At 71.4% G+C, this 11,523-nt stretch carries 9 protein-coding genes and 1 tRNA gene; 5 read left to right on the top strand and 5 right to left on the bottom strand.

All coding sequences use genetic code 11. The annotated features are described in order from the left end of the window. Positions 1–9 precede the first annotated feature (9 nt). From CP976_RS24045 to sbnA, 3 genes are read right to left on the bottom strand one after another with little or no spacing between them, the layout of a single operon-like run. Complete coding sequence (locus CP976_RS24045) at positions 10–228, bottom strand: MbtH family protein (protein ID WP_150482243.1); 219 nt, start codon at positions 226–228, stop codon at positions 10–12. Between the two features lie 57 nt (positions 229–285). Beyond that, the gene (sbnB, locus tag CP976_RS24040) at positions 286–1,275 is read right to left on the bottom strand and encodes a 2,3-diaminopropionate biosynthesis protein SbnB (RefSeq protein WP_150482242.1); all 990 of its coding nucleotides are present in this window, start codon (positions 1,273–1,275) and stop codon (positions 286–288) included. 8 nt (positions 1,276–1,283) lie between these two features. Next, positions 1,284–2,267 (bottom strand): 2,3-diaminopropionate biosynthesis protein SbnA, encoded by a 984-nt coding sequence (sbnA, locus tag CP976_RS24035; RefSeq protein WP_150482241.1) that lies wholly within the window; start codon positions 2,265–2,267, stop codon positions 1,284–1,286. A 198-nt stretch (positions 2,268–2,465) separates the two neighbouring features. On the opposite strand from sbnA, the gene CP976_RS24030 reads away from it, so the two are divergent. From CP976_RS24030 to CP976_RS24010, 5 genes are all read left to right on the top strand, one after another. After that, the gene (locus tag CP976_RS24030) at positions 2,466–4,277 is read left to right on the top strand and encodes an acyl-CoA dehydrogenase family protein (protein WP_208838944.1); all 1,812 of its coding nucleotides are present in this window, start codon (positions 2,466–2,468) and stop codon (positions 4,275–4,277) included. After that, positions 4,274–5,989, top strand: a complete 1,716-nt coding sequence (locus tag CP976_RS24025) for an acyl-CoA dehydrogenase family protein (protein ID WP_150482239.1) — start codon at positions 4,274–4,276, stop codon at positions 5,987–5,989. The genes CP976_RS24030 and CP976_RS24025 overlap by 4 nt, the downstream gene beginning before the upstream one ends. Before the next feature lie 118 nt (positions 5,990–6,107). Further along, complete coding sequence (locus CP976_RS24020; protein WP_150482238.1) at positions 6,108–6,413, top strand: acyl carrier protein; 306 nt, start codon at positions 6,108–6,110, stop codon at positions 6,411–6,413. Then, on the top strand, positions 6,413–7,801 hold the full coding sequence (locus CP976_RS24015; protein ID WP_150482237.1) for a condensation domain-containing protein: 1,389 nt from the start codon (positions 6,413–6,415) through the stop codon (positions 7,799–7,801). The genes CP976_RS24020 and CP976_RS24015 overlap by 1 nt, the downstream gene beginning before the upstream one ends. A gap of 45 nt (positions 7,802–7,846) precedes the next feature. Then, positions 7,847–9,610, top strand: coding sequence for a fatty acyl-AMP ligase (locus tag CP976_RS24010; RefSeq protein ID WP_150482236.1), 1,764 nt, complete (start codon positions 7,847–7,849; stop codon positions 9,608–9,610). A 53-nt stretch (positions 9,611–9,663) separates the two neighbouring features. Here CP976_RS24010 and CP976_RS24005 read toward each other — a convergent pair. Both CP976_RS24005 and CP976_RS24000 read right to left on the bottom strand, forming a co-directional pair. Further along, a tRNA-Thr gene (locus CP976_RS24005) sits at positions 9,664–9,737 on the bottom strand. A gap of 107 nt (positions 9,738–9,844) precedes the next feature. Further along, the gene (locus CP976_RS24000; protein ID WP_167537399.1) at positions 9,845–11,479 is read right to left on the bottom strand and encodes an alpha/beta hydrolase; all 1,635 of its coding nucleotides are present in this window, start codon (positions 11,477–11,479) and stop codon (positions 9,845–9,847) included. Positions 11,480–11,523: the final 44 nt, after the last annotated feature.

The raw sequence follows: 11,523 nt of genomic DNA, 5'->3' as shown, positions 1-11,523 counted from the left end.
GGGTGCCGTTCAGGCGGCGGTGGCCTGGGTCTCCATGCGGCGGCGCAGGCTCAGCGGGCGCATGTCGGTCCACACCTCGTCGATGCGGGCGAGGCACTCCTCGCGGGTCCCCTGGGTGCCCTCGGCGCTCCACCCGGCGGGCAGTTCACGGCCGGCGGGCCAGATCGAGTACTGCTCCTCGGCGTTCAGGACGACGCGGTACTCGGCGGTGGCGGACTGCTGGGACATGGTTCTCCTCGTGGATGTACGAAAAAGGGGCTGTGGAAGGGCGGCGTACGAGCCGGGTCAGGACAGGAAGTCCGTGATCTCCAGGCCGATGCCGAGCTCGCGGGCCGTGGTGTGCACGTCGTCGGCGAGGGCCAGGTCGAGGACGCCGAGGCCGAACGGCGAGTAGACGGTGACCTTGTCCGGGTCGGGCGTGAACGCGACGCTCCCGTTGATGAGCTGCCCGATGGAGGCGTCGATGAAGGCGCGGCCGCCGGTGATCTGCTCGGTCAGGTGCAACGAGGTGCGCTCGCGGCACACGTGGTCCGCGTCGTCGACGATGTTGTGCGCGCCGTTGATGGAGAGCGGGTCGATGTCGCGCAGCGAGACGTGCAGGACCACGGTGCCGGGTTCGGCGGGCGTGAGGTCCACGTGCGGCTCGCCCGCGTTGGTGGCGAACGAGACGAGGCGCTGCGCCTCCAGGGCGTCCTCGATGCTGTCGGCGAGGGTGACCCCGGCGTCCGGCAGGAGCTCATGGCAGCGGCGGGCGAACTCCTCGGCGCGCACCCGCGAGGTGTCGTAGAGCGTGATCTCGCCGAGCGTGCCGATCGCGGCCTTGAGGTAGCGCAGGATCTCCAGGTTGATGACGCCGCAGCCGATGAGGGAGACGCCCTGCGGGCGCCGGCCCTCGGTGAGGATGTCGGCGGCGAGGGCGGCGCTCGCGGCGGTCCGCGCGGCCGAGATCAGCGAGGCCTCCAGCAACGCCTCGGGGTGTCCGGTGCGCAGCGAGTTGAGCACCATCACCGCACTGGCACGGGCGATTCCGGAGTGGATGTTCGCGGGGAACGAGGAAATCCACTTCAGCCCCGCTGCCGGATTCTCGCCGCCGCGGTAGGACGGGAGTCCGATGATGCGGTTCGCGGGCTCGTCGGGAAAGCGCAGGAATATGGAGTGCGGTACGGCTGTCGCGCCCTTGTCATGGAGGGAGTAGGTCTGCCGGACCAGCTCGATGTGCTCCTTCTCCCTCCCGCCGAGTATTTTCTCTACGTCTGCCTTGCGCAGTACGAGCATCGGGAATGTCAGTCCTTCCACAGGTGCGACACTTCACCGAAGTGTTCGCGCACCCAGTCGTCGGAATAGATGGTTCCGAGATAGCGGTCCCCGCCGTCGGGGAATATCAGTGCGCTGACCGAGCCGGGCGGAATGTGCGGCAGCATCCGCTCCGCCGCGGCGAGCGTCGCCCCGGAGGAACCGCCGGCCAGGATCGCCTCGCGGACCACGAGGCGGCGGCAGGCCGCCACGCACTCGAGATCGGAGACGTGCACGATCTCGTCGGCCGCGGCCGGGTCCATCAGGGCCGGCACGACGGAGGCGCCGTGCCCCGGGATCAGCCGCCGGGTGGGCAGCTGGCCGAAGATGGCGCTGCCCTGGGCGTCGACCGCCACGATCTTGGTGCGCAGCCCCTCCTTGCGGAGGTGGTCGGCGCAGCCGCGCAGCGTGCCGAAGGTGCTGACGGAGCAGAAGAGGTAGTCGAGCCGCCCGTCGAGCGCCTCCACGATCTCCTGCATGGTCCGCTCGTGGGCCCGCGGGTTGGACAGGTTCGCGTACTGGTTCGGGGAGTAGGCGTGCGGGATGCTCGCCACGAGTTCGCGCACCCTGCGCAGCCGCACCGGCAGGAACTCGCCGGTCGCGGGGTCCCGCTCGTCGATCACCACCACCTCGGCCCCGTAGGCCCGCATGATGGCCAGGTTCTGCTCCGTGGTCTTGGCGTCGACCACGCAGATGAAGCGCAGATCGAAGTACCGGCAGATCTGGGCGAGCCCGACTGCCAGATTCCCCGAGCTCGATTCCACGACCACGGAACGCCCCGGCGTGATCTCGCCGTTGCGCAGCGCCTCAAGAAGCATGTTGAGGCCGCTTCGGTCCTTGATGCTGCCACCTGGGTTGAACCGCTCGATCTTGGCGAAGAATTGCGAGCGTTCCCCGGGGAACACTCTCTCCAGTTTCACCAGAGGTGTCTCGCCGATCGTCCCCAGAATCCCCGAATCAAATGTTTTCGGCATGGATTCCCTCTCACCTGTTAGGCGTGCAGTGGAGACACTAGTTCGCCCTTTAACGGAGGTAACGGGTTCAGCGCTGGCAGCCAGATGCAGGCGCAGGATCCTGACACCGCGATGCTGCGACAGCGCTCCTGGTGGTGGCCAAGACTGGGGTCATTCAGAAATCCCGGAGTGCTCACATTCTCAGATTCAGGTGGAGTCGTGACGGAACCTCAACTCGCACCCCCGCGGCGGTACGCGCCGTACGACCGGGCCGGCGGATTCGACCGCTCCCTCGGCCATCCGGCCCGCAGGGACCTGCCGTTCTTCGCGGCCCGGATGCGTGAACTCGACGCCGCCGAGGCGTTCCCCACGGAAGCCGTGGCCCGGCTCGACGCGCTCGGCCTGCCCGCGCAGTACGTGCCCGCCCGGCACGGCGGCACCCTCGACAGCTACGAGGACCTGCTCCAGCTGGTACGGGTGGTGGCCCGGCGCGACCTGACCGTGGCGATCGCGCACACCAAGACGTATCTGGGCGCGGTGAGCACCTGGGTCGGCGGAACAGCGGAGCAGGCGCAGGAGCTGGGCGCCCGCATCGCCTCCGGCGCCGTCGTCTCCTGGGGCCTGACCGAGCGCGCCCACGGCAGCGATCTGCTCTCCGGCGAGCTGACCGCCACCCCCGTGGCGGGCGGTTACCGGCTCGACGGCGAGAAGTGGCTGATCAACAACGCCACCCGCAGCGACCTGGTCTGTGTCCTCGCCCGGACCTCCCTGGCCGGCGGCACCCGTGGCTACAGCCTGCTGCTCGTCGACAAGGCCCTGCTCGCGGACGGCAGTCACACCTGCCTGCCCGCGGCGAAGACGCACGGCATCCGTGGCGCCGACATCAGCGGCATCGCCTTCGACGGCGCCGTCGTGCCCGCCTCCGCGCTGATCGGCGAGGAGGGCGAGGGCATCGAGACCGTCCTGCGGAGCCTGCAGATCACCCGCACGATCTGCGCCTCGCTCTCGCTCGGCGCCGGCGACCACGCGCTGCGCATCGCCACCCGGTTCGGCCTGGAGCACCGGCTGTACGGCAAGCGGCTGATCGATCTGCCACAGGCACACCGCGCGCTCACCGAGGCCTATGCCGACCTGTTCGCCATGGAGGCCGTCACGCTGCTCGCCTCGCGGGGCGTGCACACCCTGACCGAGGAGATGAGCGTCTCGTCGGCCGCGGTCAAGTACCTGGTGCCCACCACGGCCGACGAACTGATCACCGGCATGGGCCAGTTCCTGGGCGCCCGCTCCTTCCTCAGCGAGGAGTTCGCGCACGGCCTGTTCGCCAAGCTGGAGCGCGACCACCGGATCGTCGGCATCTTCGACGGCAACACGCTGGTCAACCTCAACGCCCTGATCAACCAGTTCGCCGCCCTCGCCCGCGGCTACCGCGCCGGGCGCACCGACGCCGAGGGCCTGGCCGCCGCGGCCATGCTCGACGCGCAGATCCCCGTCTTCGATCCGGCCAGGCTGCAGCTGACCTCCCGCACGGGCAACAGCGTCGCGGCGTCCCTGCCGCGAGCCGTCGCGGAACTGCGGGAGCTGGTGACGTCCGGCGAGGCGCCCGAATCCCTGCTCACCGTCGCCGAGAAGCTGCTGCGCATCAGTGACACCACGCACGAGCAGATGGCCGCCCACCGGCCGAGCCCGCGTGACGTGCCCGCCGCGGCCTTCGACCTGGCGCACCGCTACACCCTGTGCTCCGCTGCCGCGGCCTGCCTCCAGGTGTGGCTGCGCAACCGGACCACCGTCGCCGCCGACACCACCGCGACCGCGGGCCTGTGGCAGGACGGGCTGTGGGCCGAGGCCGCGCTCTGCCGCCTCGCCGAACGCCTGACGCCCGGGACGCTGCCCGAGGAGGGCGCCGACGGCTCGGCCGTGCTCGACCGGCTGATGCCGCTGCTCGTCGAGCAGTACGACAGCGGCGAGATGTTCTCCCTGCTGCCCTTCCCGCTCGCCGAGGCGGCCGGCTCCCTCGCCGAGGAGGCGTCATGACCGACCCGAACCCCGTACCCGGCGGCCCCGACGTCCTGGAAAGAGCGCTCGGCGACGCCCACGACCCGGACAACCCGCTGGGCTACGAAGCCGTCCTCGCCGCCGACGAGCGCGCCGAGATCCTGCCCGCCGGCGAAGCCGCACTGGACGCCTACGGATTCAACGCGGAGTACGTGCCCCGCCGGCTCGGCGGACGCCTCGGCCGGATCGACCGCCTGATGCGCATGATGCGTACGGTCTCCCGCCGCGACCCGACCCTGGCGCTCGGTCACGGCTTCACCAACTACATCTCCGGGTCCGCGATGTGGACCGCGGGCAGCGACGTCCAGCAGAAGCGGATGGCGGACATCCTGCTGTCCGGCGGCAAGACCGCGGCGGGCTACAACGAGCTGCCGCACGGCAACGACTTCACCCGCACCGACCTGACCGCGACGCCCTCGGCCGACGGCAGCCACTACCGGATCAACGGCCGCAAGCAGATCGTGAACAACCTGGGCCGGGCCGACGCCGTCGTCCTGCTCGCCCGCACCGGCGCGGGCCCCGGCAACCGCAGCCACTCCCACCTGTGGGTGGACCTCACGCAGGCCCCGGCCGACCGGTTGCGCAGGGACTACCGCTTCCCCACGGTCGGGCTGCGCGGCTGCCTCATCGGCGGCGCCGACTTCACCGACCTGGAAGTCCCCGCGGACGCCCCCGTCGGCCCGGTCGGCAGCGCGATGGAGACCGTCCTGCGCGCCTTCCAGACCACCCGCGCCGTCCTGCCCGGCATGATGGTCGGCACCGCCGACACCCAGCTGCGCACCGTCACCCGCTTCGCCCTCGACCGTGCCCTGTACGGACGCAGCGTCGCCGACCTGCCGCATGCCAGGGCCACCCTGGTGGGCGCCTTCCTCGACCTGCTGGCCGGCGACTGCATGGCGACCGTGGCGTGCCGCGCCCTGCACGTCCTGCCCGGCCAGACCAGCGTGATCACCGCGGTCAACAAGTACGTGGTCCCCAAGGTCCTGCACCGGTCGTCGCAGACGCTGGGCACCCTGCTCGGCGCCAACTCGTACTGGCGCGACGGCCGCTACGGCATCTTCCAGAAGTTCTACCGCGACCTGCCGGCCATCACCTTCGCGCACGCCAACGCGGCCGTCTGCCAGGCCACGACGCTGCCGCAGCTGCCCCGCCTCGCCGCCACTAGCTGGGGCACCGCCGAGGCGCCGCCCGCCGCGCTCTTCGACCTGTCGGCGCCGCTCGACGACATCGACTACCAGGCCCTGGAACTCACCTCGCGCGGCGCCGACCAGCTCACCGCGCTGCTCCACGACCACGCCGGCGGCCCGGCGCTGCCCCCGGCGGCCGCCCGGATCGCCGCCCTGCTCCGCGCCGACCTCGACGACCTCGGCGGGCGCTGCCGCCGGCTGCCGCCGAGCGAGCACTCGGTGGTCGCGGGCCGCTCCGGCTTCGCCCTGGCCGAACGGTACGCGCAGTTGTCGATGGCCGCCGCTTGCATCGGCGTGTGGCAGCACAACCAGAACGGCGTCGACCCGTTCCTGCGCGACGACGCCTGGCTGACCGGCGCCCTCGCCCGGGTCGCCGCCCGCCTCGGTCACGACGTGGGCGCCCTGCCCGACGTGGTGGAGCAGCGCCTGTTCGCCGAACTGACCGCGAGGGAGGAAGACCGTGCCGGTTTTGACCTCGACCGTTCGCGGCTCGCGCCCGCCTGACCCCGCGTCCGGCCGCGCCCACCGCCCCGGTCCTGCTCACCCCGACCCCTGTCCGTATCCGGACCAGAAGCCCTACCCCACCAATTTCCACACCCTTCACATCACCAGGAGCCTTCTCATGGCCACACCCGCCGCCACCCCGGAGACCACCGGCGCCGAGACCACCGGTGTCGAGACCACCGGTGTCGAGACGATCCGCACCTGGCTGACCGAGCGCGTCGCCTACTTCCTCGACGTCCGGCCGCAGGACATCGCCGCCGACGACCTGCTCGTCGAGATCGGCCTCGACTCCGTGTACGCCCTGACCCTGTGCGGCGACGTGGAGGACGAGTTCGGCATCCTCGTCGAGGCCACCCTCGCCTGGGACCACCCCACGATCGACGCGCTCACCGCCCACATCCACTCCGAACTCGCCGCTCGGTGATGGGCCGGGAACGAGCCCTGTCCATCGGGCAGGAAGCGCTCTGGTTCCTGTACCGGATGGCGCCCGACAGCCCCGCCTACAACGTCCAGGCCGCCCTGCGGGTGCGCGGCGCGCTCGACGAGACTCGGCTGCGGCGCGCCCTGCGCGCGGTCGTGGAGCGGCACGACGTGCTGCGCTCCACGTTCACCGAGACCGCGGCAGGCCCGCGGCGCGTGATCGGCCTCCCGGACCTGGTCGCCCTCCAGGTCCGGGAGGTCCCCGGGGTCACCGACACCGGCCTGCTGGAAAAGCACGTCAAGGCGTTCGGCGACACCCCCTTCGACCTCACCGGCGAGGGAACGTGCCGTGCCCTCCTGCTGCGCGTCGCCCCCGACGACCACGTGATCGTCGTCAGCACCCATCACATCGTCACCGACGCCACCTCACAGTGGCTGCTGCTCCAGGACCTGCTCGACGCCTACGCGAGCGACACCGCGCCGCCACCCCTGGCCCGCGGCTACGACGACTACGTACAGGGCGAACAGGAACTGCTCGCAGGGCCGCGACGGGAGCAACTGCTCGCGTTCTGGAAGGAGTTCTGCGCGAACGCCACCGCCGGCGAACTCCCCGCCGACCGGCCGCGCTCCCCGCGCCCGCCGGCCGTCTTCAACGGCGCCACCTGCGAGGCCCGGATCCCCGACGAGCTCGTGCCCCGCCTGCGCGAGGCGGCCAAGCGGGCGAAGGTGACGCCGTTCGCGCTGACCCTCGGCGTCTTCCAGGCCCTGGTGCACCGCTACGGCGGAGCCCGCGACTTCCTCGTCGGCTGCCCGACGACCACCCGCAGCGGCCCCGGCATGCGCGAGGTCGTCGGTTACCTCGTCAACACCCTCGTCCTGCCGGCCCACTTCACCGACACGACCACGTTCGGGCAGGCCGCGCACACGGCCCAGCGCCAGGTGATGCGGGCCATGAAGCACATCGGCTACCCGTACGCCCTGCTCGCCGGCGACGAGCCGTACAGCAGCCGGAACCCGCCCGTGCGGATGGTGTTCACCATGGTCGCGCCCGGCCGCCTCGAACCCCTTCTGATGCAGGTCACCGAGGCCGCGGCCCACGGCACGGACACGGAGTACGCCGGCCTGCGCGTCGAACTGATCGAAGTACCGCAGCTGGAAGGCCAGTTCGACATCAACGTGGAGATGCGGCAGAGCGCCACCTCGCTGACCGCCGTGTTCCGCTACGCCACCGACCTGTTCGACGAATCCACCGTCCGCCGGCTTCTCGACTCCTATGTGCGGTTGCTCGCCGAGGCGGTCGAGGACCCGGACGCCCCGGTGGCCGGCGCGGCCCTGGTCGAGGCGGACGACCTGGACGACCTGCTGGCCCTGGGCGAGGCCACCGACTGGTGACCGAGCCCGCCGACCACATCCGTTTCGCTACCCCCAGGGGATCTCATGCTCACGGAGCAGCACACACTTCTGCAGGCCCGCAGCGCCACGGCCCGCATCCGTACGAACGCCCATGTCACCCCGGCCGACCCGGCCGTCATCTTCGTCCGCGACCCCGACTCGCCCGACGGGGACGAGACATGGTCCTACGCTCGACTCGACCACGAGGCCCGCAAGATAGCCGGCTGGCTCCAGGAGAGGTACGCGCCCGGTGACCGGGTACTGCTCCTGTATCCGGAGAGCCTGCAGTTCGCCGCCGCGTTCGTCGGCTGCCTCTACGCGGGCATGGTCGCCGTCCCGTCCTCGCTGCCCGGCCAGTACAGCCACCAGCGCCGCCGCGTGGACTCCATCGTCGAGAACGCGGCCGTCGCCGCCGTCCTCACCAGCGAGGCCGTCGCCTCGAACGTCCTGGACTGGGCGACGTCCGACCCGGGCCGGGAGATCACCTGTGCCATCACCGACGGCCCCGACTTCACCGCCGCGCACGCCGAGGCCTGGCAGGTGCCCGACGTCGACCAGGGCACCCTGGCCCTGCTCCAGTACACCTCCGGCTCCACCTCCGACCCGAAGGGAGTGATGGTCCACCACGGCAACCTGCTGCACAACTCGGCGGCCCTCAGCTCCGCGTTCGGACTCGACCGCACCACCACCTTCGGCTCGTGGATCCCGCAGTACCACGACATGGGACTGCTCGCGATCCTGCTGCCCCCGCTGCTGCTCGGCGGCTCCTGCGTCCTGATGAGCCCGACGACCTTCCTGAAGCGACCGCACCGGTGGCTGCAGATGATCGACAAGTACCAGGTCAACTGGTCGGCCGCGCCCAACTTCGCGTACGAACTGTGCGCACGCCAGATCACCGACGAGCAGCTCGCCGAACTCGACCTGTCCTGCTGGCGGTTCGCGGCCAACGGGTCGGAGCCCGTACAGGCCTCCACCCTCACCGCGTTCGCCAAGCGCTTCGCCCCGGCCGGCTTCCGCAGCGACACCATGGCGCCCTGCTACGGCATGGCGGAGGCGACCGTGTTCATCTCGGGCACCGGGCCGCGCGAACTGGCCGTCACCCGGGTCGACGAAACCCTCCTGGAACAGCACGAGTTCCGTCCGGTCACCGAGGACCGGCCCGGCCGTGAGGTGGTCAGCTGCGGCAGGGCCGAGGAGTACACGGTACGGATCGTCGACCCGGCCACCCGCGAGGTGCTGCCCGCGGGCCGGATCGGCGAGATCTGGCTGCGCGGGCCCAGCGTCGCGCAGGGCTACTGGGGCCGCGAGGACGCCACCGTCGAGACGTTCGGCGTCAGCACCCTCGCCGGGGACACCGGGTACGTCCGCACCGGCGACCTGGGCACGCTCCACCACAACGAGATCTACGTCACCGGCCGTCTCAAGGAGATGCTGATCCTGCGCGGCCGCAACATCTACCCGCAGGACGTGGAGCACGCGCTGCGGCGCCGGCACCCTGAGCTCGTGGGACTGTTCGGCGCCGCGTTCGCCGTCCCGGTGGCCGGCGCCGACGGCGCCACCGAGGAGCAGCTCGTCGTCGTGCACGAGGTGCGCGGCTCGGTCGGCGCCGACGAGCTCCCGCGCCTCGCCGCCCGGATCAGGGCCGGCATCGCCCGTGACTTCAGCGTCCGGCCGGCAGCGGTGGCCCTGGTCAGACGCGGGGCGGTCCTGCGCACCACCAGCGGCAAGATCCAGCGCGCGGCGATGCGCGCGCAGTACCTGGACGGCCTCACGGAGAGCCGCCACGTGGACGGCCCCCGGGCCGCATAGCCCGAACAACAGAAAACCCCAGGTCACAGTCATGCGACCTGGGGTTCCACCGGAGCCGCCTTCGGGATTCGAACCCGAGACCTACGCATTACGAGTGCGTTGCTCTGGCCATCTGAGCTAAGGCGGCGCGCCGTCCGCACTATGGTGCGATCAGCAACGACGGTAAGTCTACACAGTTTCGGGGGGTGCTCCGAACCAGCCCCGGAGGTGGACCCTCCGGGGCCGGGCACGGGGTCATGAGCAGCGCTTCCCGTCCGTGGGAGGGGTGCCGCGGAGGAGGTACGCGTTGATCGTGCGGTCGATGCAGGAGCTGCCGCGGCCGTAGGCCGTGTGGCCGTCGCCGTCGTAGGTGAGGAGGCGGGCCGAGGAGAGCTGCCCGGCCAGCGCCTGCGCCCAGCGGTACGGGGTCGCCGGGTCGCGGGTGGTGCCGACCACGACGATGGGGGCGGCGCCCTTCGCCTCGATGCGGTGCGGCTCGCCCGTGGCGTGGACCGGCCAGTACGCGCAGTTCAGGGCCGCCCATGCCAGGCCCTCACCGAAGACCGGGGACGCCTTCTCGAACTCGGGGAGCGCCCTGCGCGCTTCGTCGGGGGTCTCGAAGGCGGGCGGCAGATCGAGGCAGTTCACGGCCGCGTTGGCGAACATCAGGTTGCTGTAGCCGCCGTCGGCGTCCCGCTCGTAGTAGCCGTCGGAGAGGACGAGGAGCCCGGAGCCGTCGTTCTCCTTCATCGCGGACGTCAGCGCCTCGCGCAGCTGCTGCCAGGCGCCCTCGTCGTACATGGCCGCGATCACGCCGGTGGTGGCGAGCGACTCGGTGAGGCGGCGGCCGCCGGGGGCGCCGGTGGTGGCCGGTCGCGCGTCCAGCTTCTCGAAGAACGCCTTGAGGTTCTTGCCGACCTGTTCGGGCGAGGTGCCCGCCTTGCCCAGCGGGCAGTCCGAATGCCGTACGCAGTCCCGCGCGAACGACCGGAACGCCGTCTCGAAGCCCGCCGTCTGTTCGAGGTTCAGCCGCCGGGCGGGCAGCGACGGGTCCATCGCGCCGTCCAGCACCAGCCGGCCCGTCCGGTCCGGGAAGAGCCCGGCGTACGTCGCGCCGAGGAAGGTGCCGTAGGAGGCGCCGACGTAGTTCAGCTTCTCGTCGCCGAGCGCCGCCCGCACGATGTCCATGTCCCGGGCCGCCTCCACGGTGGACACGTGGCGCAGCAGCCGGGGCGAGTCCGCGCCGCAGCCCTCGGCGAACGTCCGGTACGCCTCGACCAGCCCGTCGGTCTCCCTGGCGTCGTCGGGCGTGGTGTCCGTCTGCGTGTAGGTGTCCATCTCCGGCCCGTCCAGACACTCCACGGGCTCGCTGCCGGCCACGCCGCGCGGGTCGACCGCCACCATGTCGTAGCGGGCACGAACCTCGGCCGGGTAGCCGATGCCGGCGTACGCCTGGACGTAGCCGATCGCCGAGCCGCCGGGCCCGCCGGGGTTCACGAGCAGTGAGCCCAGCCGCTTGCCCGGGCCCGTGGCCTTCTTGCGGGTGACGGCGAGCCGGACGTCTCCGGCGGACGGCTTGGCGTAGTCGAGCGGTGCCTTGATCATGGCGCACTCGAAGCCGTGGACGTCGCAGCGGCGCCAGGCCGGCTTCTGGTCGTAGTACGGCGTGAGCGCGGCGGGGGTGGACCGCGGCAGCGCGACCAGTGCCGCTTCCTCCGCCGCAGCCGTGGCGGACGTCGTCGAGCTCCCGGAGGAGCAGGCGGAGACGAGCAGCGCGGCCGTGGCGAGGAGGCCGGCCGCGGTCCTGCCTGCGCCGCGGGCCCGGCGGTGCAGGCCGCCGGAACGGGAGACGGATCGGGAGGCGGAGCGGGGAAGGCGCCTTGTGTCCATCCAGCGAGCGTAACTCTGGGCGACGGACTGGATGCCCAGCGTGC

It is taken from the genome of Streptomyces coeruleorubidus (assembly GCF_008705135.1).
GTDB classification, from domain to species: domain Bacteria; phylum Actinomycetota; class Actinomycetes; order Streptomycetales; family Streptomycetaceae; genus Streptomyces; species Streptomyces coeruleofuscus.
The sequence above is the reverse complement of the archived record's forward strand: the minus strand, read 5'-3'. Positions and strand labels throughout refer to the sequence as shown.

What these genes read in the sequence shown, in the direction of transcription:
- CP976_RS24045 (WP_150482243.1), bottom strand. Translation starts at nt 228, where the DNA reads ATGTCCCAGCAGTCCGCCACCGCCGAGTACCGCGTCGTCCTGAACGCC.
- sbnB (WP_150482242.1), bottom strand. Translation starts at nt 1,275, where the DNA reads ATGCTCGTACTGCGCAAGGCAGACGTAGAGAAAATACTCGGCGGGAGG.
- sbnA (WP_150482241.1), bottom strand. Translation starts at nt 2,267, where the DNA reads ATGCCGAAAACATTTGATTCGGGGATTCTGGGGACGATCGGCGAGACA.
- CP976_RS24025 (WP_150482239.1), top strand. Translation starts at nt 4,274, where the DNA reads ATGACCGACCCGAACCCCGTACCCGGCGGCCCCGACGTCCTGGAAAGA.
- CP976_RS24020 (WP_150482238.1), top strand. Translation starts at nt 6,108, where the DNA reads ATGGCCACACCCGCCGCCACCCCGGAGACCACCGGCGCCGAGACCACC.
- CP976_RS24015 (WP_150482237.1), top strand. Translation starts at nt 6,413, where the DNA reads ATGGGCCGGGAACGAGCCCTGTCCATCGGGCAGGAAGCGCTCTGGTTC.
- CP976_RS24010 (WP_150482236.1), top strand. Translation starts at nt 7,847, where the DNA reads ATGCTCACGGAGCAGCACACACTTCTGCAGGCCCGCAGCGCCACGGCC.
- CP976_RS24000 (WP_167537399.1), bottom strand. Translation starts at nt 11,479, where the DNA reads ATGGACACAAGGCGCCTTCCCCGCTCCGCCTCCCGATCCGTCTCCCGT.